The organism is Arthrobacter sp. P4_H3, assembly GCF_056400885.1.
This window is the reverse complement of the sequence record NZ_JBFUKK010000009.1, coordinates 112,782-136,887: the sequence shown is the minus strand read 5'-3', so window position 1 is coordinate 136,887 and position 24,106 is coordinate 112,782. Positions and strand designations below refer to the sequence as shown.

Sequence of the window (24,106 nt, the reverse complement as noted above, 5' to 3'; positions counted from 1 at the left end):
GCGCCCTGTGGGCTATGAGGTTGCTGTTACGGAAGTGTCAAAATTGCTGCGAAGCAGGCGGTAAGCATGGATGGGCCATAGGCCACTTCCGCGAGTTTTTCGTTGGTTTTCAGACGTGTCAGGACGAAGGTCGCCACCCCGCCGAGAACGAACCCAAAGGCTCCGCCGTAGAAGAGCTGAGCCCAGCCCAAGTAGCCCAAGTACAGGCCTATGGGCGCAGCCAGCTTAACGTCGCCCATTCCGATGGAGTTGGGCGAAATAATCGCCAAAATCAGGTAGGCAATGAACAGGACCGCGGCCGATACGACGGCTCGGAGCAGGTCGTCCCAACCTGGCGTTAGTGCTGCCGAGGCTGTGAGAAGTGCCAAGCCGGTCAAAAGTAGTGACGCAACTATCCTGTTTGGCAGCAGTTTGTGCGCAATATCAATTCGGGAAAGTTGAATTCCGAGGGCTGCCAGCACCACGAATCCTGGCAATTGCCATGCAATTCCAAATCGCAGGGCAAGAAGCATCGAGAGAGCAGCTGCGAGTACCGCAGTCGTGCTTCGCGTCCAGTTGGCCGGCATCCGTCCTAGCCGAGGAAGGGTCAGCACGATGATCCACTCGACGATCAGGCCTAAGGCGGCGCCAAGGACTCCGACCCCGGCGACGAACAACAACCGGATAGATTCGGCATCAGCAACGAGGGACACTGAGACTCCTGGGCTAATCGGACCGCCGAGCATTAGGCCCGGCGCAGGCTGGATGCCTAGAGCCTATTCCCGTTGTCCTATTGAAAAACGCTACGGTGAGGGTGATTCGGGCCTCAATTGAACGCCTGCAGATAGTTTGTCGCCGAACCTAGTTAGGTTCGTAGCGCGGCGTTCGCCGAGGGGGCCTGCAGAATGGCGCCAGCAGCCGCCTAGAGGCCCCCTCCCGTGCCGTATTGCACCCGACGATGCGGGTGTCAGGCCAGGTCCGCAGGCGGCCTCCTGTTGGGCCGGCCGTTGTCGGCCGCCTAGACCTCTTCCTGTTGCCTTATGTCAATAGGTCCGGAAAGGGTGATTACTTGCCTCATGTGAAAGGTTCCGGTTCAGGGGCGGGTTGAACCTGGTGTTGATCTTCGAGTCCCGAGTGCCGCTTTGGCTTGCGTGAGGACCTCAAGCGGACCGGTCAGGCCGAGAATCTGCCGGGACAGCGTTGTGGGCTTGAGCCGTTTGAACTCGGCATTCATGGCGATCACGGGTCGTTTGCGCATGTCGGGGTGGACGGTGGCACGCTGGTGCGGGGTAAGTGCGCCATCGTGTTTCTTGATTACCTTCGCCCCGTGGCGTTCCTTGGAAATGAGCCTCTGCTGGGCAGCAGGTAGGTTCGTTAAGAGCGCGTCGAGCTCCCAGATCTGTTTGAGCTTTTCCAGCTCGACGGCTGTGTCGTAGCGGTAGTAGCCCTCCAGTTCTTCCGTTCCACGTAGGCCCTATCGTTCCTTTTTCTGGGCCGGGACCGGGTCAACGTGATCTCCCGGGCATGGCGGTACGCCAGCAGGTAGGCGCTGATAAATTCGGACCCGGTGTCCGAATCGATCCCCAGAATCGGGAACGGGAAACGGACCAGTGCGTTCTGCAAAGCGGCAAACACGCATTTCTGGGCCTTGTCCGGCGCGGACCGGTTCACCGGCCATCCCGTGGCGATGTCTGTCACCGTCAGTGTGAAACAGAACTGCCCGGATGCGACACTTCGCGGACCTTTTGCAATGCGGCAACGTATCCGGCCACGCGGACCCTTCCCATGAGCCAACGCGCTCTTTTGACCAGCGGCCTCTGTACCCGCTATTCTTGATAGTCGTTGTGCGTGTCCTTTCTCGATGATGCGTGCCCGCTGAGAATCCGGTTGCAGGATAACTACTCCTCGGGCACAGTCGAGACTCCGGGACCACTGGATTCATAGAGCCCTCACCTCTGTTCCGGTAGCGCATAGATAGTAGGTGCACACGCTTACGTGACACCTAAACAAGAACGCCAGAACAAGAACGAGGCAAACACCGTGCGTACGTACACCCCGAAGCCCGGCGATATCAACCGCCAGTGGCATGTCATTGACGCCACCGACGTTGTCCTTGGTCGTCTTGCCAGCCAGACCGCAATCCTGCTGCGCGGCAAGCACAAGGCCACCTTTGCTCCCCACATGGACATGGGCGACTTCGTCATCATCATCAACGCTGAGAAGGTTGCCCTCACCGGCGCCAAGCTCGAGCAGAAGCGCGCTTACCGGCACTCCGGCTACCCGGGCGGCCTGACCTCCGTCACCTACGCGGAACTGCTGGAATCCAACCCGGTCCGCGCAGTGGAGAAGGCCATCAAGGGCATGCTCCCCAAGAACTCCCTTGCTGCACAGCAGCTGGGCAAGCTGAAGGTTTACCGCGGTGCAGAGCACCCGCACGCCGCCCAGCAGCCCAAGACTTTCGAAATTTCCCAGGTCGCCCAGTAGTCCTGGCCACCAAACAACTTATCTATACAAGGAGAACCGTGGCTCAGAACGAAGAGACCACCGAAGCCGTTGCGGCTGAGGAAACCCTGACCAGCTACACCTCGGAAAGCGGTCCTGCGGAAGCAGAAGCGCCCAAGAAGGAACGCCCGGCACTGACCGTTGCCGGCGCCGCAGTTGGCCGTCGTAAGGAAGCCGTCGCACGTGTTCGCATCGTGCCCGGTACCGGCAAGTGGATCATCAACGGCCGCGAGCTGGCCAACTACTTCCCGAACAAGCTGCACCAGCAGGATGTCAACGAGCCCTTCAAGATCCTTGATCTGGATGGCGCTTACGACGTCTTCGCACGCATTCACGGTGGTGGCATTTCCGGCCAGGCCGGTGCCCTGCGCCTCGGCATCGCCCGTTCATTGAACGAGATCGACACCGAGAACAACCGCGCCACCCTGAAGAAGGCCGGCTACCTCCGCCGTGACGCCCGCGTCATCGAGCGCAAGAAGGCTGGTCTCAAGAAGGCCCGTAAGGCTCAGCAGTACTCCAAGCGCTAAATCCGCTTACGAGCCCACATGGCGCTCACCAAGAAGCCCGTCCCGCCCTTCGGCGGGGCGGGCTTCTTGCGTCTGAATCGCCGATCAAGTACCCAACTCGTGCTACGGGTCCGCCCTCTAAGCCTGAATCGGCTGGTCGCGTTTGCAGGCTCCTGCCAAACTATTTGACCAGACGATATACCGTGACACCGTCGATGTCCTGAGAAGCGAAGTTGTTGCTAACCCAAGCTTGAATTTCCAGCAGACCCGGGCTGTTACCGGGCACGTCAAGTTGCGCCGGTTGCTTGATCAGGTAGCAAACCTGATTTGCGGCCACCCAGCGCTGGAACTGTGCTAAATCAGGGCTCGGGTCTTGGGCCGCGAAACCTCCTAGGGGCATTATCGGCCGCGCAGTCTCCAATTGGATGCGGGCTGCTGTTTGACTCGGATACGTTGCCGCTGCCCAGGTGCACCTTGCATCGGCGCTGTGGATCGTTTCGGTAAGTTCTCGGTTCGGGGCCACGCCCAGAGCGAGCCCCGTAGCCCATTGCGGCTCACCATGCTTGACGCCGTCAAGAAACTGACTCAGCGTGTTCTTGGCGGATGTGACAGTCCCCGATAGTGGATTGGAGCCAGATTGTGGTGTTGCGGCGGTCACCACGGAACAGGCCAAGGGTCCCACCATCAGCGCAGTAATAGCCAGCAAGCCGGCTACCCGCTCAACATGGGGCCATGGGGCCGGCGCGATGAGGAACGCGGCCGACACCAACACGATTCCCATTAACGCGTTCCCAATACCACTGGAAAATCCAGCGCCCAGCTGCCAGATCGCCGAGGAACAAATGCCGCTGACGACCAGGCTCAGCACGGAGGCCAGGCGTCCGGGAACCTTCTTAGGGGCTTCGAGGAGTAGATGTGCCCCAATGCCACAACAGATGGCCAGCGGGGGAGCAAGTGAGGCCGTGTAATACGAATGAAAACTGTTCCCCATGAAGCTGAGCATGGCGAAAGTAGAGATCATCCAGACCCCCGCGGCGCCCGCAAGAATTGCCTGAGTCCGGTCCAGCTGTCGCCTGAGGAGAAGCCAGCCCAACACTAGGACGCTCAAGAGGCCAGCAGCCAGTAGCCAGCCGATTTCCTGGCCATAGCTGGCGTTGAATAGCCGAAAGAATCCTGCGTCCGAGTCAACAGCTCTTAACTCCTTCGGGAGCAGAGCGACCATGGGCTCGTCTTCATGCTGCACAACCCGGTTTAGGCCGTTGTAGCCGAGTATGAGGTCAAGCATGCTGTTGGTGTGGGATCCGCCGACGAAGGGCCGAGCGGACGCAGGCGTGAGGTCCACGGCCAGCGGCCATGCCAGAGAAGTTCCAAGGAGAATGGCACAGGCTGCTGCGGTTGCGATCCACCTTTTCCGCCAAGGCATGAGGGTGTAGCCGAGGAAAATTAGCACCAAAGCCGGCAAGACCAGGAACGCCTGAAGTAGTTTGGCCAAAAAGCCGAGGCCCAAAAGGAACGCCGCCAGGAAAATGAGCCTGGCTTGGGCCCTCTCTGTGGCTCGGACGCCCGCGTACAGCGCAGACAACATGAGCAGGATCATCAAAGGATCCGGGTTGTTATACCGGGCGAGAAGAACCGTGATGGGAGTGGTCGCAAAGATCGCGCTGGCCATCAAAGCAGCGCTTGCGGGAAAGCAGGCGCGTACCAACGAGTAAAGCAGGTAGGTGCTTCCCAAGGTAATGAGTGCTTGCGGCAATAGGATGGCCCAAGAGTTGAGGCCGAATATCCGAACTGAGATCCCAATTACCCAGAGACTCAACGGTGGCTTGTCGACGGTGATTGAATTGCCCCAGTCCGAGGAGCCGTAAAAAAACGCGACGGGGTCATGCTGGCCAGCCTGGATAGCGGCTGAGTAGTAGGCATTTGCCCAGCCATTTTGGTCGAGTTTCCACACGTAGAGAACGGCGGAAGAAACCAGCAGCAGTACCAGTGACGCGCGTTCCCAGGCCGGGGCTGAGAACACAGACGGGGCGTCAAAACGCGCCAGGATGTTCCTATGTGCAGGAAGTGGCTGTGCCTTGATGATGTGGTCAGGGCCGGAGGTCGTAGATGCGGACACCATCAATTGTCTGCTCCTTGAAGTTGTCCTGCACCCAGTGTGTAATCTCGACTGTTTCCGGACTCAGCTCGTTGCGGTCCAAAAGATCCTGTTGCCAAATGAAGTACCCGATTCTGCCATCCGCTACCAACTGTCGAAATTGGAGCGGTGTTGGGGCCGGGTCCGTCCCCAACCAGCCGCCCACCGGAATGACAGGTCTTCCGGATTCGAGTTGATACCCTGCCGCATTCTGTGCCGAGTAGGTTGCTGCTGCCCATTCCTGGTGTCCATCCGTATGGCGCAAGAGTTCCGTAACGGAAGGACTCGTGGGGGCGCCGTAGGCAGTCTGCAGGGCCCAGGCCGGAGTGCCAGCCCGGACGCCAACAAGCAGTCTGGACACGGCTCTCGGATCGTTGGCAACGGGCCCCGACTGCGGGTTGGTTCCTTTCTGAGGAACTGATGACGTATAGACATTTGCCCCAATGGGCCCTATAAGCAGGCATGCGGCAACGACCGCGAGCGTGGAGCGTTGCAACCGGTGAGAGGACCCGTTCCAGAGCCAGCCGGCCACGGCTGCAACTCCACTGATCAGCACCAGAGTACGAAACCAAAGGGGCCACTCATCGCTGTAATTGAGGACTTTCATCGTCATGAAGGTCGACGAACCTATGACGACTGCCCCGATCAGCCGGAGCACCAGCTTTCCTCTCTTTTCCCAGAGGGCGCAAAGGCCAATGGGAACAACGAGAGCTAAGGGAGCGGCAAGTGAAAACGTGTAGTAGGTGTGGATCATGGATCCCATGAAAGAGAGCAGAAAGAACGCCGTTGTTAGCCAAGTAATAGCGAGTGTGGCGGTCTTCTTTTGAGCATCATCGAAATCCAATGTGCGGTTTAGAATCAGAACAACAATCGAGAGTGCTATGGCTGGAAACAACAACCAGGCGATTTCGGGGGCAAAGTTGCCGTCGAACACCCTAGAGAAGCCTCCGTTGTAGGGTGCAAGCTCGTCGTGGTTGGTGCCCGGCCGGTTGCCGGTAATGGTCATCGGGATCTGAATGAAACGGGCCAACCCGTTGTAGTCCAGAGTCAGCTCCACCGCGCTGTTAACTGCTGAACCTCCGATATAGGGTCGCTGAGTTGCGGGCGTGAGTTCCACAGCCAGCAGCCAAGCGGCCGATGTCGCCAGCAATGATCCGCCCGCTACCAAGACTTGCCGAACACGAGCAGTCAACGTGCCTTGGCCATATGCAAGTACAGCCACACACAGCGAAGGAACAACAACGAACGCCTGGACTTGCTTGGCCATGAAAGCCAAACCCAGCAAGCATCCCGCCAAGGCAAATGATCTGAACCGCCCGTTATCCAAGGCCTTCAACGCGACGTAAACTGCGGCCACCATGAGCAGCCCCATAAGAGGTTCCGGATTGTTGAATCTGGACATGAGGAATACGACTGGTGTCGTGGCGTAGATGGCACCACCTAGCAATGCTGGTGCAGCGCCGAATCCGCGTCTCAGTATCCTGTAGATAAGGTACGTGGTCGCCACGCCCATGAGCGCCTGCGGAACAAGGATGCTCCACGTGTTCAGACCAAAGAGTCTTACCGAGATTGACATTACCCAGATACTGAGTGGCGTCTTATCCACTGTGATGAGATTGCCCCACTCAAAGGACCCAAAGAAAAAGGCCTTCCAGTCTTGAGAGCCTGCTTGGGCAGCGGCGGAGTAATAGGGATTAGCCCAGCCGTTTCGGTCGAGGCCCCACAGAAAGCAAAAAGCTGTGCATATGAGCAACGACGTCAAACCTACGCGCTCCCAGCGCAAAGGCTTAGGACCATGCGACGCCTCCTGTGACTTCACGATGTGGGGCGATGTAAGAGCCGTCACAGCACACCTTCCTTAGCGCGATTGATCGAGAATCCTTGGGCCAAGTCGTTCCTGCGGGTCACCCGGAACACCCATAGCCGGAGCAACACGAATCGCATTAACGTGGCCACAACATTGGCCACTGTTAGAACGATCAGTTCATGGCTAGGGGCGGCGTCGAGGTAAACGCCATGCAGAATCGCTAGCGACGACGACGTAATTCCCCAGGCCAGAAGGAAGACAACCAGCCCTTGGACCTGTTGCGTCAGGAATCTGCCTGGGCCACGGATGCCAAATGTAAACCGGCGATTCGCAGCAGTGTTTCCGACCGCAGTCAGGAACAGGGACATGAAATTTGCTTGCTGCGCTCCGATCGGTCCTTGCAGAACTAGGTACAGCAATGCGAAAGCAATGGTGGAAGCCGCTCCGACGAGGCCAAATCGAAGGACCTGCCCAAAGAAGCTGGGCCGTCCTGGTGGCACAAACGGTCGGCGTCCGAGTTCCGCGTAGATGGCCTGAACAGGAAGTGACCCTTTCATCAACGCGCTGCCAACCCGGATCATCCCCCGGAGGTCATCAACTGCCGTCTGTTTGATGTTGACTCTGCTGTCCGGATCATCAACCCAGTCCACCGGTATTTCATGAATGCGCAGCCCTGAGCGCTCAGCGATGATCAGCAGTTCGGTGTCGAAGAACCAGCCATTGTCCTCGACCAGGGGGAGTAGCTTCTTGGCCACGTCAGCCCGGATGGCCTTGAACCCGCACTGCGCGTCTGAGAACTTGACCTGCATGGTCCGTCTCAAAAGAAAGTTATAGGAGCGTGAAATGAATTCGCGCTTGGGACCCCGGCTGACTCTTGACGTTGCTCCCAGCCTGGTGCCGATGGAAACGTCCGAATGACCAGACAGTAGAGGGGCTACGAGTGGTAGCAGAGCCGCCAGATCAGTCGAGAGGTCGACATCGAGATAGGCGAGAACCTTGGCGGACGAAGCCCCCCATGCGTCCCTCAGTGCATAGCCTCGGCCTTTGACCTGAAGCCTGCGATATACAACGTTGGGCAATTGATCCGCTAGCCGCGTGGCAATGGCAGCAGTATTGTCAGTGCTGGCATTGTCCGCAATAGTGATTTGCCACGTTGAAGGCATTTCCTGCGTTAAGTAATTTGTGAGCTTTGTGATGCTGTGTTCGAGTACCGCCTCTTCATTAAAGACCGGTACAACGATTTCGAGCGCCAAGCCCCCAGAGCTAGGTGTCATGCCTCGAATAGTAGAGAGACGGATATAGGCGTGGCGAGGCTTTTTGGCAAAGACGAGTACACGCAAGCAATATCCAAGTAGTTGAAAGCGAGTGGCTGGTCAGCGTCGCGTACTACCCCTCCCTGAACGGGTGCCCGGACGGTGAAACGTGGCGCCGCCAGCGCCGGCAGGTCCATCGTCTAAACTTGACCCGATGTCTAGATTATTTGGAACAGATGGTGTCCGGGGCCTGGCAAACGGCCTGCTCACAGCAGAGCTGGCAATGCAGCTGGCGCAAGCGGCCGCCGTCATACTCGGCCACCAACGCACGACGAACGGTGCCCGGCCGCGCGCCGTGGTGGCCCGTGATCCGCGTGCCAGCGGCGAGTTTATCTCTGCGGCCGTCTCGGCGGGACTCTCCAGTTCAGGCATCGACGTCTATGACGCCGGCGTGCTTCCCACCCCGGCCGCCGCGTACCTGGTTGCCGACCTCAAGGCAGACTTCGGCGTGATGATCTCCGCCTCCCACAACCCGGCTCCGGACAACGGCATCAAGTTCTTCGCCAAGGGCGGCCAGAAGCTTCCTGACGAGGTTGAGGACGCCATTGAGGAACAGATGGGTAAGGACGCGTTCCGCCCCACAGGAAGCGACGTGGGCCGCATCCAGACCTTCTCCGACGCCGAGGACCGCTACATCGTCCACCTGCTGGGCACTCTGCCGCACCGCCTCGACGGGCTGAAGATCGTCCTGGACTGCGCCAACGGCGCCGCCAGCGGCTGTTCCCCGCAGCTCTTCAACGACGCCGGCGCTGAGATTGTGGTCATCGGTGCGGAGCCCGACGGCCTGAACATCAATGACGGCGTGGGCTCAACCCACCTCGGCGCCCTTCAGCGTGCCGTGGTGGAGCATGGCGCAGACCTGGGCATCGCACACGACGGCGACGCCGACCGCTGCCTGGCCATCGACCACGAAGGCAACGAGGTGGACGGCGACCAGATCATGGCCATCCTCGCCGTGGCGCTGAAAGAGTCCGGCAAGCTCAAGGACAACGTCCTGGTGGCCACTGTCATGAGCAACCTCGGTTTGAAGATCGCCCTTCGCAATGCGGGCATCAGCATCCGCGAAACTGCGGTGGGGGACCGCTACGTGCTTGAGGAAATGCGCGACGGCGGGTTCAACCTCGGCGGCGAACAGTCCGGACACGTTATCTTCGCCGACCACGCCACCACGGGCGACGGCCTCCTGACCGGCCTGCAGTTGGCGGCGCAGGTGGCGCTCACGGGCCGGCCGCTAAAGGAACTGGCCACCGTCATGACCAAGCTCCCGCAGCTGATGATCAACGTCAAGAACGTGGACAAGGCGCGGGCGGGCACCGACGAGGGAGTCCTCGCCGCAGTGGCTGAGGCTTCCGCGGAACTGGGCGACACCGGCAGGGTGCTCCTGCGGCCGTCCGGCACAGAGGCTCTGGTCCGCGTGATGGTGGAGGCCGCCGACATGCCCACCGCTGAACGAATCTGCAAGCGGCTCGCCGCCGTGGTGGAGGAACGCCTGGCGGTTGCACCGGCCGTCTGAGCCAGCCCGAGCCAGCCCTCGAACAAAAAAGTGGTCCGCCTCCAGCCGGAGACGGACCACTTTCGTCATAACCGACGACTACGCCCGGCGGCTGCCGTTCCTGAGTTCGTCCCGGATTTCGGTGAGGAGCGCGATATGAGGGTCTTCGGCGGCCTCCTCCTTGACTTCGGTACCAATACCGAGCCGGCGGTTACGGCGTTCGATCATGTGGTTCATCGGCATGATGACCACGAAGTAGATGGCGGCGGCCACCAGCAGGAACGAAATGATGGAGGAGATGACGGACCCATACATGAATCCCTCCCACTGCATCTCTGCAATGCCTTTGGCACTGAACAGGCGGCCGATCAGCGGAGTCAGCAAGCCTTCAACGATTGAGGTCACGACGGCGCCGAAGGCGGCACCCATGACCACGGCGACGGCAAGGTCTACGACGTTGCCCTTCATGATGAAATTCTTGAATCCGGTCAACATAGCTTCCAAGCTAGTGCAGCCCCGTAAACATGGTGTGACAGCCAGGTAATTTCGCGGGGCGTGTCGCTGATCACACACGACTGGCGAAGGATGGATCGCTCGTTATTCTCGCCGCCAAGGGCACCGGCCTGCAATCCTGCGACAATCCTGCGCCGCATGTGTGCCCAAAGTTGATCGAGCACTCTCAGGCTCGTTCCCATGAAGCAGCTCCTATCTGTTCGCACCGTTGCGCTGCCCATCGTGGCCATTCTCCTTGCCTACCTGAGGGGCGTCCTCGGCCGTCGGCTCTTGCCTCTCGGCCGCCGGCAAATTCCTGGCGAACGCGGCCGGCGAATCGTGGCAGGCCTTTCACTGGACACTGCACTTAGCGGTCATCGGAACTCACTGAATGCAATCCGACTGGCTATGGCCGCTTTGGTGATCGTGTCCCACAGTTGGTGGTTGGGCGGACACGGACCGGATCCGACAATCGCCGGAGGTAAGTTGGGGGCATGGGCCGTCGTGGTGTTCTTTGGAGTCTCCGGCTACCTTGTCACGCTAAGCAGGCTGCGTATTGGCGGTAATATAGCGTTCTCCTACGCGCGATTTCTGCGGATAGTTCCGGGCCTAGCTGTCTGCCTGGTGGTCATAGCCTTTGCTATGGCCCCGCTGGCGGCATTATTTGGTAGGCGGACATACAACACCCCCGAAGCGACCAGCTTCGTTTTGGGTAACCTGTCACTTTTCGGCACGCAGCTGGGTAACTTCCCCATAGGGTCCACCCTTGCCGATGTGCCTGGGGCCGATCAATGGAACTCACCTCTCTGGACGCTTTTCTGGGAGGTCTTGTGCTACGGGTTGGTTGGCGTATTTTCAACCCTCAGCCCCAAATTGTTTCGAGTGGCAATCGTAATCATTTTCGGCGTTGTTATGGGTGCGCTGGCGCTGAGCGTTATGACTCAAGGCCCTACGGGCGGGCCACTGGGAAGGATATTCTGCCCTGTCGCTACGTTCCTGGCTGGGTCAATTCTCTGCCTCTACCGGTCGCGAGTTTCCATGGGCAAGGACGTGGCAACGTGGGCTGCGGCTGTTCTCGTGTTGTCGTACTTTTCAGGGACGTTCTTAGCCTTGTGCCCGTTACCGATGGCGTATCTGATTCTATGGTTGGGGTCGTCTCCCGTGTTCCACCGTATCGGGTCCCGATACGACATTTCATACGGCATGTACATCTACGGCTGGCCGGTCCAGCAGCTTCTTGCCGTTGCAGGTCTTCACACGGTGGTTCCGTTGTGGGCATTGGCCGTGATCTCGGTCCTGGCAACAGCACCTCTAGCCTGGTTGAGCTTCGTGCTGGTGGAAGCACCTGCTCAGCGTTTCGGCCGGCAATCGACCGACCGCAAGTTCTCGCGCGCTTTAGTAACCGCATAAAGCTTTCGTGCTAGTCGAATCGCGGCATAGGTTCCTCGCCAGGCACCCCTACAGGTACCCCGGTGCTGCTTCCAGTCCGAAGTACTCCTCGAGCGTCGCGATTCCGCGATTAGCCATGTCCGTCGCGGCTTCCACCCCGATGAAGCGCAGGTGCCAGGACTCGTAGTAGTAGCCCGTTGTCTCGTGGAGCATCCACGGGTACCGGACCACGAAGCCGAAGCGGTGCCCGTTGGCCTTGGCCCACACGGCGGCTGGCTGATCGGCGAAGCACGGCTGGAAGCTGCAGGCCCCGCCGCCGTCGCCGATGTCAAAGGACCAGCCGGTCTGGTGCTCGGAGAACCCCGGCCTGGCTGAGGCCGTGTCCGCCTCGGCCTGCCCCCGGGACGCAACATAGCTGTTGTACGTCGCCACCTGGGTGCCGTAGGAACGGTAGCCGCTGGCCAGCGTCATGGTCACGCCGTCCTGCGCGGCCGCGGCGAACATCTGTTCCGCGGCAGCCGCCGTCGTGCTGTTCAACTGTGCCGCTTCGCCGGAAACTGCCAGTGCGACGTTCGGCTGAACGAGGTCCGCCGGCACGTAATCGGCGGGGGAGAGCGGGCGGTGCTTGTTGACCACCAGCCACGGGCTGGCTGGATCCGTCAGGGAATGCTGTTTCGCCAAACCGGCCGCCGGTGAGGTGGGCGTCGGCGCGGACGTGGTGGCTGGCGCGGGCGCCGCTACGGTCCCCGGTTCAGTGGCGGCTGCAGTGGAGGTCTCCGACCCTGCGGACTCCGAAACGGCAGCCGGCGAGGCGGAGGTTCCGGTCGCGGAGGACGACGACGGCGGCTGGGTCCCGCCGTCGGGCGTGCACGCTGCCAGGGCAGTCAGCCCGGCGCCAACGGCGAGAAGCTTGGCGATGGACCTCCTGCTCGGCACAGTCCCGGCAGCCGGCACATTCCCGGCCGCCAAAGCCGGTCCGGCCGTTGCAGCACAGTTGTGGCACATGTGTGCTAGACCTTCCGCAGCAGCATGCGGCGGATGGAATGGTCTGCTTCCTTGGTCAGCACCAGTTGCGCCCGGCCCCGCGTCGGGAGGACGTTTTCCTCGAGGTTGGGCTCGTTGATGCGCTTCCAGATGTCGCGGGCGGTGCTTTCGGCTTCATCGTCGGAAAGGGTTGCATAGCGGTGGAAGTAGGACTCCGGCTGGGCGAAGGCCGTGGTGCGCAGCTTGCGGAACCGGTCCACGTACCACTCCTCGATGTAGGAGGTCTTCGCGTCCACATAGATCGAGAAGTCGAAGAAGTCGCTCAGCGCCAGCCCCTGCTTGCCGTCGTGCCGGGGACGGGCGGGGGCCAGGACGTTCAGGCCCTCCACGATCAGCACGTCCGGCCGGCGGACCACCACTTCCTTGCCGGGCACGATGTCGTATGTGACGTGGGAGTACCAGGGGGCACGGACCTCTTCCGCGCCGCCCTTGATCTCACTCACAAACCGCAGGAGCGCGCGGCGGTCATAGGACTCCGGGAAACCCTTGCGCTCCAGCAGGTGCCGGCGCTTGAGCTCGGCCAGGGGATACAGGAACCCGTCCGTGGTGATGAGCTCCACGTTGGGGGTGCCGGGCCAGCGCCGGAGCATCTCGCGGAGCACGCGGGCGATGGTGGATTTTCCCACGGCCACGGAACCGGCCACGCCGATCACAAAGGGTGTGCGCTGCGTCTGTTCGCCGAGGAACGTGGTGGTGGCGGCGTGCAGCTGGCCCGCGGCCTCCACGTAGAGGTGAAGCAGCCGGGAGAGCGGCAGATAGACTTCGCGGACTTCCTTCATGTCCAGCGGATCGCCGAGCCCTCGGAGACGGAGCACGTCCTCCTCATTCAGGGGCTGTTCCATCTGGGCTGCGAGCCGGGACCAGGTCTGCCTGTCCAGCTCCACGAACGGGGAGACTCCCTCTCCGTTCGCTTCATTGCGTTGCAAAGTCACCTAAGAGATTCTGCCCCGCGCGACGCTGAGAGCGAAATGGATGGCGCCCAAAGCGGCGTAAAGGACGGCTTGCGACCCGTCAAGGAGGCCACGTTCGACGGCGGCGGCCCGCTCCGCCATATAAGCTTGCCTCTATGTGTGGAATCGTAGGATACGTAGGCCATTCGTCAGGCCGGGTAAATGTTGGCCACGGCGCGTTGGACGTTGTCCTTGAGGGACTCCGCCGTCTGGAGTACCGGGGATATGACTCCGCCGGCGTCGCGGTGGTGGCGGACGGGACCATTTCGTCCCGCAAGAAATCCGGGAAACTGAGCAATCTGCTCACCGAACTGGAAGAGCGGCCGTTGCCGGAATCGGCCACCGGAATCGGCCACACCCGCTGGGCCACCCATGGCGGACCCACGGACCAGAACGCGCACCCGCACCTGGCCGACGGCGGCAAGCTGGCCCTGATCCACAACGGCATCATCGAAAACTTCGCCGAGCTCAAGCTCGAACTGCTCCAGGACGGCGCCACGTTCGCGTCCGAGACGGACACCGAGGTGGCCGCCGTGCTCCTGGGCGACATCTTCCGGAACAAGCTGGGCGGCGACCCCTCCAACGGCGGCCTGACCAAGGCCATGCAGCTGGCCTGCCAGCGCCTGGAAGGCGCCTTCACCCTGCTGGCCGTGCACGCGGACCAGCCCGACGTCGTCGTCGCCGCCCGGCGCAACTCGCCGCTCGTGGTGGGCCTGGGCGAGGGCGAGAACTTCCTCGGCTCGGACGTCTCCGGCTTCATCGACTACACCCGCCGCGCCGTGGAACTGGGCCAGGACCAGATCGTGACCATCACCGCGGACACCGTGGAAATCACCGACTTCTTCGGCGCCCCCGCCGAGGGCAAGGAATACCACGTGGACTGGGATCCGGCCTCGGCCGAAAAGGGCGGTTACCCGTCCTTCATGGAGAAGGAAATCCACGACCAGCCCGACGCCGTCGCCAACACCCTGCTGGGCCGCTCGGACCTGGACGGCAAGCTGACCCTCGATGAAATGCGCATCGACCCCGAGCACCTGAAAAAGATCAACAAGATCATCGTGCTCGCCTGCGGCACCTCCGCCTACGCCGGCCAGGTGGCCAAATACGCCATCGAGCACTGGTGCCGGATCGCCACCGAGGTGGAGCTCTCCCACGAGTTCCGCTACCGGGACCCGATCGTGGATGAGAACACGCTGATTGTTTCCATCTCCCAGTCCGGCGAGACCATGGACACCCTGATGGCCGTCCGGTACGCCAAGGAACAGGGCGCCAAGACCCTCTCCATCTGCAACACCAACGGCTCCACCATCCCGCGTGAATCCGACGCCGTGCTGTACACCCACGCCGGGCCGGAGATCGCCGTCGCGTCCACCAAGGCCTTCCTGGCCCAGATCACCGCCGCCTACCTGCTGGGCCTGTATTTGGCACAGCTGCGCGGCAACAAGTTCCAGGGCGAGATCAAGGACATCCTGGCCGACCTCGCCAAGGTCCCGGCGAAGATCCAGCAGGTCCTGGACCACGCGGACGAGATCAAGGAACTGGCCCGGTCCATGTCCGGGGCCAAGTCCGTGCTGTTCCTGGGCCGCCACGTCGGGTTCCCGGTGGCCATGGAAGGCGCGCTCAAGCTCAAGGAACTGGCCTACATCCACGCCGAGGGCTTTGCCGCCGGTGAGCTCAAGCACGGCCCCATCGCCCTGATCGAGGAGGGCCAGCCGGTGTTCGTGGTGGTTCCCTCCCCGCGCGGCCGGAACTCGCTGCACGCCAAGGTGGTCTCCAACATCCAGGAGGTCCGGGCCCGCGGCGCGAAGACCATCGTCATCGCCGAGGAAGGCGACGAAGCGGTCAAGGCCTACGCCGAGCACGTCTTCTACATCCCGGAGACGCCCACGCTCCTGGCACCCCTGCTGGCCACCGTGCCGCTGCAGATCTTCGCCCTCGAACTCGCTACGGCCAAGGGTTACGACGTGGACCAGCCACGCAACCTGGCCAAGAGCGTGACCGTAGAATAAGCCGCATGATTGTTGGCATTGGCGTAGACGTCGTAGACATTGAACGGTTCGGCAGGCAGCTCGAACGGACCCCCGGGCTCCGGGACCGGCTGTTCGTCCCGGCCGAGCGTGAGCTGAACACGCGCTCCCTGGCCGCGCGCTTTGCGGCCAAGGAAGCGGTGGCGAAGGTCCTGGGCGCTCCCGCCGGGATGAACTGGCAGGACTGCTGGATCGGACTGGACCAGAACGGCCCCACCATCCAGGTCAAGGGCACCGTGCTGGCCGTCGCCGAGTCCAAGGGCGTCAAGCGCTGGCACCTGTCGATGAGCCACGACGGCGGGATCGCCACGGCGACCGTCCTCGCGGAGGGCTGACGCGGCCTTCACCTGACAGCCCTGCCGTGGACCCAGCACCGATTGGACTGAACATGATCAGCGCCTACACCGGAACCCAAATTCGGGAGGCCGAACAGCGCTTTGTCCAGGCGAGCCTGGGAGCTGGCGAGGGCGCTGTTCTTATGCAACGAGCCGCCTACGGGCTGGCCAACGCCGTGGTCCGTGAACTCACGTCGCGTGGCATCCGCCGCTACGGTGCGAGTGTTGCGGTCCTGGCGGGCAAGGGCAACAACGGCGGAGACGGGCTGTTCGCTGCGGCTTTCCTGGCCGGCCGTGGAATGCGTACGACGGCGGTGCTCACCGCAGGGGAGGCCCACCCCGAAGGCCTTGCCGCCTTCGAGCGGGCCGGCGGCCGCGTCCTGACGCTCACCGACCACAACGCCGGTGAGCTGGCAGCGGCGACCGCCCGTGCCGACGTCGTGATTGACGCCGTGCTGGGGACCGGCGCACGGGGCGGCCTCCGCGGCGCAGCAACGTCCCTCATCGGGAAGCTGCGGACCGCGAACCACGGTTTCGTGGTGGCCTGCGACATTCCCAGCGGCGTGGACGCCGACACCGGTGAGGCCCATGACCCAGTCCTTCCCGCCGACATCACGGTGACCTTCGGTGCCGCAAAAGTTGGGCTGCTTTCCGATCCCGGTGCGGACTATTCCGGACGGGTGCTGGTTATCCCCATCGGCATCGAAGAGCGGCTCCCGTGGCCGGCGCTGCGGCGGCTCGAAGCCGAGGACCTGGGCGCCCTGCTGCCCCGGCCGGCCAGGCGCGCGCACAAATACTCCCGCGGGGTGCTCGGCGTTGTTGCAGGCTCATCCACCTATCCCGGCGCAGCCGTGCTTGCCTGCCGGGGGGCACTGGCCGCGGGCGTGGGCATGGTGCGCTACCTCGGGCCGCCGGAAGTCGCTGAGCTGGTCCGCCAGGCCTGCCCGGAAGTGGTCTGCAGCACCGGAACCGTGGCTGAGACCCATGTGCAGGCCTGGCTGGTGGGCTCCGGCGTGGATGAGGCCGATGAGCAGCAGCTGCAGCGCGCGCGTGACGCCGCCGATTCGGGCCTGCCGACCATTGCCGACGCCGGCGCCTTGCCGGCACTTCCCGATGTGCTGGCCCCGCAGGTTGTCCTGACACCCCACGCAGGCGAGCTGGCGGTGCTGCTGAAGCGCCTTGGGCAGGAGCTGGACCGGTCCGCCGTTGAAGCCGCCACGCTTGCCGCCGTGCGCCAGGCCGCGGGGCTGACCGAGGCCACGATCCTGTTGAAGGGTGCCACCACGCTGGTGGCTTCGCCCTTCCAGGACTTCTACAGCCAGGCGGACGGCACACCCTGGCTTGCCACCGCCGGCAGCGGGGACGTCCTGGCCGGAATCATCGGGGCGCTGATGGCGCAACTGGGTTCCGACGTCGGACGCTTCACTGCGCGGGGCATCGATCCGGACGAGCGCTGGGCGGCCATCGGCGCCATGGCGGCAAGCCTGCACGGCCGCGCCGGAACCCTTGCTTCAGCCGGCGGTCCCGTGACCGCCGGTGCCATCGCCGACTGCGTGCCGGTGGTGATGCGAACGCTGTAACCATGGGTGCAAAGCGCCGTAACCAGAATAGTAATCTTACTTACTAGTAGTCTGTCTAATGATTTGATCGTTCGCACGAGGAGTACACATGGAAGTCTGGCCCGGATCGGCATACCCGCTGGGAGCCACCTTTAACGGCACTGGCACGAACTTTGCGCTGTTCAGCGAGAGGGCCGACAAGGTGGAACTGTGCCTCTTCGATGACGAAGGTGCGGAGACCCGGATCGATGTCCTCGAAGTGGACGGCTACGTATGGCACTGCTACCTGCCGCACATCCAGCCGGGACAGAAATACGGGTACCGCGTCCACGGACCGTACGATCCCGACTCCGGGAACCGGTTCAACCCGAACAAACTGCTGATGGACCCGTATGCGAAGGCTGTGCACGGCAAGATCGACTGGGACCCGGCGCTGTTCTCCTACAACATGGGCGATCCCGATTCCCGCAACGACGCCGACTCCGCGCCGCACATGATGATGGGCGTGGTGATCAACCCGTTCTTCGACTGGGACGGCGACCACCTGCCCCGCATCCCGTACCACAAGTCCGTGATCTACGAGGCCCACGTCAAGGGCCTGACCCAGCTGCACCCCGAGGTTCCGGAGGACCAGCGCGGCACCTACGCCGGCGTGGCCCACCCCTCGGTCATCGCCCACCTGCAGAAGCTGGGCGTCACCGCGATCGAGCTCATGCCCGTGCACCAGTTCGTCAATGACGGCATCCTGGAAGACAAGGGCCTGAACAACTACTGGGGCTACAACACCATCGGCTTCTTCGCCCCGCACAACAGCTACAGCTCCACCGGTGACACCGGCCAGCAGGTGCAGGACTTCAAGGCAATGGTCCGCTCGCTGCACCAGGCGGGCATCGAAGTGATCCTCGACGTCGTCTACAACCACACCGCCGAAGGCAACCACCTGGGCCCCACGCTGTCCTTCAAGGGCATCGACAACGCCGCCTACTACCGGCTCATGGACGGCGACGAAAAGCACTACATGGACTACACGGGCACCGGAAATTCGCTCAACGTCCGGCACCCCCACTCACTGCAGCTGCTCATGGATTCCCTGCGCTACTGGGTCACCGAAATGCACGTGGACGGCTTCCGGTTCGACCTCGCCTCCACCCTGGCCCGTGAGTTCTACGACGTTGACAAGCTGTCTACCTTCTTCGAACTCATCCAGCAGGACCCGGTGGTTTCCCAGGTCAAGCTGATCGCCGAGCCGTGGGACGTCGGCCCCGGCGGCTACCAGGTGGGCAACTTCCCGCCGCAGTGGACGGAATGGAACGGAAAGTACCGCGACACCGTCCGCGACTTCTGGCGGGGAGAACCGTCCACCCTGGGCGAATTCGCCTCCAGGATCACCGGCTCCGCCGACCTCTACGAGCACTCCGGCCGCCGGCCGGTTGCCTCGATCAACTTCGTCACCGCCCACGACGGGTTCACCCTGTCTGACCTGGTGTCCTACAACGAGAAGCACAACGAGGCCAACGGCGAGGGCAACAACGACGGCGAATCGCACAACCGTTCCTGGAACTGCGGCACCGAAGGCCCCACCGACGACCCCAAGGTCCTCGGGCTCCGCGCCCGGCAGCAGCGCAACTTCATCGCCTCGCTGCTGCTCTCGCAGGGTGTGCCCATGCTGCTTCACGGCGACGAACTGGGCCGCACCCAGCAGGGCAACAACAACGGCTACTGCCAGGACTCCGAACTGACCTGGATCAACTGGGACAACGTGGACCAGCCGCTCATCGAGTTCACGGCCGCCGTCAACGCACTCCGGCACAGGCACCCCACGTTCCGCCGCAGCAAATTCTTCGACGGCCGGCCGGTGCTCCGCGGCGAGGGAGAGAGGCTTCCGGACATCGAATGGCTGGACGTTGACGGTTCCACGATGAAGCCCGATGACTGGGACAGCGGCCTGGGCCGGTCCATCGGCGTATTCCTCAACGGTGATGGCATCCAGGGCCTGGACGAGCGGGGCCGGCGGATCACCGACGTCAACTTCGTGCTGTACTTCAATGCGGACGTCGAAGAAGTGAAGTTCACCCTGCCATCCGACGAACACGCCCCGGCCTGGGACGTCATCATCGACACCGCGGGGCACAATGCCGATACCGAACCGGTTGCGGCTGGCGGTGTCCTGGCCGTGGACGCCAAGTCCCTCGTGGTGCTCCGCGCGCACAGCACGCCCGAAGTCGAACCCGACCACTCTGTGGCGGCCTCGCTCGCGGCGTTGTCGCAGACCACCACCAGCGACGCGGCAGCTTTGACCAGCCCGGTGGTCCCGGATAGGGCAACCTCGGCCAAAGTCATGAAGTCGAAGCCAAATCCGAAGCCGAAAAAGTCGAAGTCATGAAGACTCCCGTTTCCACTTACCGGCTCCAGATCCGTCCTTCGTTCACGCTCCAGGACGCTGCCGCCACGGTGCCCTACCTGAAGTCGCTGGGCGTGGACTGGATCTACCTTTCCCCGATCCTGAGGGCGGAAAAGGGATCCGACCACGGCTACGACGTCACCGACCCGTCCACGGTCGACCCCGACCGCGGCGGCCCGGAAGGGCTGAAGGCGGTGTCCCGGGCAGCCCGGGACGCCGGCATGGGCGTGCTCGTGGACATTGTGCCCAACCATGTGGGGGTGGCGTCGCCCTACCAGAACCCGTGGTGGTGGTCCCTCCTCAAGGAAGGCAAACAGTCCCGTTACGCAGAGGCGTTCGACGTCGACTGGGACTTCGCCGGCGGCCGCGTAAGGCTGCCCGTGCTGGGCAGCGATGACGACCTCGACAAGCTGGAAATCCGCGACGGCGAACTCCGCTACTACGACCACCGGTTCCCGCTGGCGGACGGCAGCTACTCCGATGGGGACGACCCGCGCGACGTCCACGCCCGCCAGAACTACGAACTCGTGGGCTGGCGCCGCGCGGACAACGAGCTCAACTACCGACGCTTTTTCGCGGTCAATACGCTGGCTGGCGTCCGGGTCGAAGTTCCCCGGGTGTTCGACGAGGCGCACGAGGAAGTGGTGCGCTGGTTCCGCGAGGGTCTGGCGGACGGTCTCCGGATCGACCACCCGGACGGGCTGGCGGACCCCGAGGGCTACCTCCGGCGGCTCCGCGAAGCGACCGGCGGCAGCTACCTGCTGATCGAGAAGATCCTCGAACCCGGGGAGGAACTTCCGGCCTCCTTTGAATGCGAGGGGACCACCGGCTACGACGCACTGGCGGACGTGGACCGGCTCTTCGTCGACGCCGAGGCGCAGAAGGCCCTGGACCAGCTCGACGGCAGGCTCCGTGGCGGCGAACCGGCCGACTACGACGAGATGATCCGCGGGACCAAACGCAGGATCACCGACGGCATCCTGCACTCGGAGATCCTGCGCCTGGGTCGGCTGATTCCGGTGGAAACGGACCTCGATGCCGGCCGTGCGGCGGATGCGCTGTCCGAGATCATCGCTGCCTTTCCGGTGTACCGGACCTACCTTCCGTTCGGGGAGGAAATCCTGAAGGAGGCCTGCAGCCTGGCTGCGCGGAACCGGCCCGACCTGGCGCAGGCGGTGGAATTGCTGCAGCCGCTGCTGCTGGACTCCGGTTCGGCGCTGGCGCAGCGGTTCCAGCAGACGTCCGGCATGGTGATGGCCAAAGGGGTGGAGGACACCGCGTTCTTCCGCTACACCCGGCTGGGAACCCTGACCGAGGTGGGCGCCGATCCCACCGAATTCGCCCTCGCTCCTTCGGAATTCCACCGCCGGATGGAACGGCGCGAAGCCGAACTTCCGCTGTCCATGACAACGCTGAGCACGCACGACACCAAACGCAGCGAGGACACCCGCGCCCGGATTTCGGTGATTTCCGAGTTCGTCGCGGAGTGGGACAAGGTACTGACCAGGCTGCAGGAACTGGCCCCGCTGCCTGACGGGCCGCTCTCCAGCCTGCTGTGGCAGGCCATCGCCGGTGCCTGGCCTGCCTCCCGGGAACGCCTGCAGCAGTACGCCACCAAAGCAGCCCGCGAGGCCGGGAATTCGACCGACTGGCTTGACCCGGACGAAGCGTTCGAGCAGAAGCTGGCCGCCGCCGTCGACTCCGTCTTCGATAACCCGGAGGTCCGTGCGGAACTGGAGTCCTTCGTGGCCCTCCTGGATCCGTACGGCGCGGCGAACGCGCTGTCCGCGAAACTGGTGCAGCTGACCATGCCCGGCGTGCCGGACGTCTACCAGGGCACCGAGTTCTGGGACCGTTCCCTCACTGATCCGGACAACCGGCGGACCGTCGACTTTGCCGCGAGGCAACGGGCACTGGCGGCACTCGACGCCGGCGAGCGTCCGGCGTCGTACCTGGATGAGGCTGCCAAGCTGCTGGTGGCCTCGCGGGCGCTCCGGCTCCGGCGCGACCGGCCGGAACTCTTCACCGGCTACGCGGCAGTGCCCGCGGCCGGCCCGGCAGCGGAGCACCTGGTGGCCTTCAGCCGCGGAACGGGTTCCGGTGGCGCCGGCGCCTCGGCCGGTGCCGTCACGCTGGCCACCCGGCTGCCGCGCCGGCTGGAACAGGCCGGCGGCTGGCAGGACACCACCGTTACCCTCCCAGCTGCAATGACCGACGAGCTCACAGGAAACATCTTCGGGCCCGGGCAGGTGTCCGTCGCGGACGTCCTGGCCAGGTACCCCGTTGCCCTGCTCGTTCCTGCCACCTCTGCCACCTCTGCCACCTCTGCCACTTCCGGACGATCGGAGAACGACGGATGACGACGACTGCAAGCGCAAGCCAACGCTTCGATATCTGGGCGCCCGATGTCAGCGCCATCACCCTGCTGGCGGGCGGCTCGGAATATCCGATGAGCCAACGCGGCGGGGGCTGGTGGACAGCTCCGGCTGCCCCCGCCGACGGCGACGTCGACTACGGCTACCTGCCGGGGACCGACACCATTCCATTGCCGGATCCCCGGTCGCGACGGCAGCCGGCAGGCGTCCATTCCCTGTCCCGCACCTTTGACCCGTCCGCCCATGAATGGGCGGACGGGAACTGGCCGGGCCGGGAGCTGCAGGGCGCCGTCATCTACGAGCTGCACATCGGCACCTTCACCCCCGAGGGCACCCTTGAGGCCGCCGCCGGAAAGCTGGGCTACCTCACGGAGCTCGGCGTCGACTTTGTGGAACTGCTGCCCGTCAACGGCTTCAACGGCACCCACAACTGGGGCTACGACGGCGTCCTCTGGTACACCGTCCATGAGGGCTACGGCGGACCTGCCGCCTACCAGCGCTTCGTGGACGCCGCGCACGCCGCGGGCCTGGGCGTCATCCAGGACGTGGTGTACAACCACCTCGGCCCCAGTGGCAACTATCTGCCTCGCTTCGGGCCCTACCTGAAGTCGGGGGAGGGGAACACCTGGGGTGACTCGGTCAACCTGGACGGGGGCGGGTCCGACGAGGTCCGCAGCTACATCCTCGACAACGCGGCCATGTGGCTACGCGACTACCACGTGGACGGGCTGCGGATCGATGCCGTGCACGCCTTCAAGGACGAGCGCGCCGTCCATCTCCTGGAGGACTTCGGTGCACTGGGCGATGCGGTGTCCGCCGAAACCGGCCGGCCGATCAGCATGATCGCGGAGTCGGACCTCAACAACCCCCGCCTGCTGTATCCCCGGGACGTCAACGGGTACGGGCTGGACGGGCAGTGGAGCGACGACTTCCACCACGCCGTCCACGTGAACATCAGCGGGGAGACGGCGGGGTACTACAGCGACTTCGACTCGCTGGGCGCCCTGGCCAAGGTGCTGCGCAGCGGCTTCTTCCACGACGGCAGCTACTCCAGCTTCCGCGGCCGGCACCATGGACGGCCCATCAACACCGCGCTGGTGCATCCTGCCGCCCTGGTGGTGTGCAGCCAGAACCACGACCAGATCGGCAACCGCGCCACCGGCGACAGGCTGTCCCAGTCGCTGTCCTACGGGCAGCTGGCCCTGGCGGCGGTCCTCACGCTGACGTCTCCGTTCACCCCCATGCTCTTTATGGGGGAGGAGTACGGCGCCACCACGCCCTGGCAGTTCTTCACCTCCCACCCCGAGCCCGAGCTGGGCAAGGCGACGGCGGAAGGCCGCATCAAGGAGTTCGAGCGCATGGGGTGGGATCCCGCCGTCGTGCCCGACCCCCAGGACCCGGAAACCTTCCGGCGTTCAAAACTGAACTGGAACGAGGCCGCGGAGGGCGACCATGCCCGCCTCCTGGACCTCTACCGCTCGCTGACCGCGCTGCGGCGCAGCACTCCGGAACTGGCAGGCCTGGAGTTCACGGACACCGCGGTGGACTACAGCGAAGAGGAGGGCTGGCTGCGGTTCCGGCGCGGAGACGTGCACGTGGTGCTGAACTTCTCGGAGCAGGCGGTCAAGCTCGACGACGCCGGCGGAACCTTGCTGCTCTCCACCGACGAGGCAACGCAGCCGGACGGGGTTTCGCTGGTGCTGGCCCCATGGAGTGCGGCCATTCTGCGGGCCTAGCCGCCGGTTTTGTTTGCGTCTCCTGCTACGCCGAGGGCTGTTTGTGTCTGCCCGCGGCGTAACAA

Annotated in this window: 17 protein-coding genes; 10 read left to right on the top strand and 7 right to left on the bottom strand. The window is 63.3% G+C overall.

The features are described 5' to 3' along the window. Positions 1–26: 26 nt before the first annotated feature. A complete protein-coding gene (locus AC1DRE_RS13795; RefSeq protein WP_476985161.1) occupies positions 27–692 on the bottom strand; it encodes a prepilin peptidase in 666 nt (221 codons plus the stop codon). 1,327 nt (positions 693–2,019) lie between these two features. Between AC1DRE_RS13795 and rplM the strand changes: the two genes are divergently transcribed. Together rplM and rpsI are read left to right on the top strand one after the other, a co-directional pair. Next, complete coding sequence (gene rplM / locus AC1DRE_RS13790) at positions 2,020–2,463, top strand: 50S ribosomal protein L13 (RefSeq protein ID WP_078027203.1); 444 nt, start codon at positions 2,020–2,022, stop codon at positions 2,461–2,463. A gap of 38 nt (positions 2,464–2,501) precedes the next feature. Then, complete coding sequence (rpsI, locus tag AC1DRE_RS13785; protein ID WP_104172070.1) at positions 2,502–3,008, top strand: 30S ribosomal protein S9; 507 nt, start codon at positions 2,502–2,504, stop codon at positions 3,006–3,008. 160 nt (positions 3,009–3,168) lie between these two features. Here rpsI and AC1DRE_RS13780 read toward each other — a convergent pair whose 3' ends face one another. The 3 genes from AC1DRE_RS13780 to AC1DRE_RS13770 are packed head-to-tail and all read right to left on the bottom strand — an operon-like array spanning position 3,169 to position 8,202. After that, positions 3,169–5,106 carry a glycosyltransferase family 39 protein gene (locus tag AC1DRE_RS13780; RefSeq protein ID WP_476985160.1) on the bottom strand — a complete coding sequence of 646 codons (1,938 nt, stop codon included), beginning with the start codon at positions 5,104–5,106 and terminating at the stop codon, positions 3,169–3,171. After that, the gene (locus AC1DRE_RS13775) at positions 5,075–6,967 is read right to left on the bottom strand and encodes a glycosyltransferase family 39 protein (protein WP_476985159.1); all 1,893 of its coding nucleotides are present in this window, start codon (positions 6,965–6,967) and stop codon (positions 5,075–5,077) included. Before AC1DRE_RS13775 ends, AC1DRE_RS13780 begins: the two co-directional genes overlap by 32 nt. Continuing rightward, the gene (locus tag AC1DRE_RS13770) at positions 6,964–8,202 is read right to left on the bottom strand and encodes a bifunctional glycosyltransferase family 2/GtrA family protein (protein WP_476985244.1); all 1,239 of its coding nucleotides are present in this window, start codon (positions 8,200–8,202) and stop codon (positions 6,964–6,966) included. Before AC1DRE_RS13770 ends, AC1DRE_RS13775 begins: the two co-directional genes overlap by 4 nt. A gap of 193 nt (positions 8,203–8,395) precedes the next feature. Between AC1DRE_RS13770 and glmM the strand changes: the two genes are divergently transcribed. Next, positions 8,396–9,754: a phosphoglucosamine mutase gene (gene glmM, locus AC1DRE_RS13765; protein ID WP_476985158.1), complete on the top strand. Its 1,359-nt coding sequence runs from the start codon at positions 8,396–8,398 to the stop codon at positions 9,752–9,754. A 78-nt stretch (positions 9,755–9,832) separates the two neighbouring features. Here the strand turns inward: glmM and mscL are convergent, their stop codons facing one another. After that, positions 9,833–10,228, bottom strand: a complete 396-nt coding sequence (gene mscL / locus AC1DRE_RS13760; RefSeq protein WP_476985157.1) for a large conductance mechanosensitive channel protein MscL — start codon at positions 10,226–10,228, stop codon at positions 9,833–9,835. A 198-nt stretch (positions 10,229–10,426) separates the two neighbouring features. On the opposite strand from mscL, the gene AC1DRE_RS13755 reads away from it, so the two are divergent. After that, positions 10,427–11,635, top strand: a complete 1,209-nt coding sequence (locus tag AC1DRE_RS13755) for an acyltransferase family protein (RefSeq protein ID WP_476985156.1) — start codon at positions 10,427–10,429, stop codon at positions 11,633–11,635. A 48-nt stretch (positions 11,636–11,683) separates the two neighbouring features. Here AC1DRE_RS13755 and AC1DRE_RS13750 read toward each other — a convergent pair whose 3' ends face one another. Together AC1DRE_RS13750 and coaA are read right to left on the bottom strand one after the other, a co-directional pair. Further along, entirely contained in the window at positions 11,684–12,619 is a 936-nt protein-coding gene (locus tag AC1DRE_RS13750; RefSeq protein WP_476985155.1) for a M15 family metallopeptidase, read from the bottom strand. Between the two features lie 5 nt (positions 12,620–12,624). Continuing rightward, positions 12,625–13,590, bottom strand: a complete 966-nt coding sequence (coaA, locus tag AC1DRE_RS13745) for a type I pantothenate kinase (RefSeq protein ID WP_476985154.1) — start codon at positions 13,588–13,590, stop codon at positions 12,625–12,627. A gap of 134 nt (positions 13,591–13,724) precedes the next feature. On the opposite strand from coaA, the gene glmS reads away from it, so the two are divergent. The 6 genes from glmS to treZ all read left to right on the top strand — a co-directional run bounded on the left by glmS (position 13,725) and on the right by treZ (position 24,041). After that, the gene (glmS, locus tag AC1DRE_RS13740; protein WP_476985153.1) at positions 13,725–15,617 is read left to right on the top strand and encodes a glutamine--fructose-6-phosphate transaminase (isomerizing); all 1,893 of its coding nucleotides are present in this window, start codon (positions 13,725–13,727) and stop codon (positions 15,615–15,617) included. 5 nt (positions 15,618–15,622) lie between these two features. Beyond that, positions 15,623–15,970: a holo-ACP synthase gene (locus AC1DRE_RS13735; RefSeq protein WP_011692749.1), complete on the top strand. Its 348-nt coding sequence runs from the start codon at positions 15,623–15,625 to the stop codon at positions 15,968–15,970. Between the two features lie 53 nt (positions 15,971–16,023). After that, the gene (locus AC1DRE_RS13730) at positions 16,024–17,550 is read left to right on the top strand and encodes an NAD(P)H-hydrate epimerase (RefSeq protein WP_476985243.1); all 1,527 of its coding nucleotides are present in this window, start codon (positions 16,024–16,026) and stop codon (positions 17,548–17,550) included. Between the two features lie 88 nt (positions 17,551–17,638). Next, positions 17,639–19,912 carry a glycogen debranching protein GlgX gene (gene glgX / locus AC1DRE_RS13725; protein ID WP_476985152.1) on the top strand — a complete coding sequence of 758 codons (2,274 nt, stop codon included), beginning with the start codon at positions 17,639–17,641 and terminating at the stop codon, positions 19,910–19,912. Continuing rightward, positions 19,909–22,290: a malto-oligosyltrehalose synthase gene (treY, locus tag AC1DRE_RS13720; RefSeq protein WP_476985151.1), complete on the top strand. Its 2,382-nt coding sequence runs from the start codon at positions 19,909–19,911 to the stop codon at positions 22,288–22,290. Before glgX ends, treY begins: the two co-directional genes overlap by 4 nt. After that, positions 22,287–24,041: a malto-oligosyltrehalose trehalohydrolase gene (treZ, locus tag AC1DRE_RS13715; protein ID WP_476985150.1), complete on the top strand. Its 1,755-nt coding sequence runs from the start codon at positions 22,287–22,289 to the stop codon at positions 24,039–24,041. The genes treY and treZ overlap by 4 nt, the downstream gene beginning before the upstream one ends. Positions 24,042–24,106: the final 65 nt, after the last annotated feature.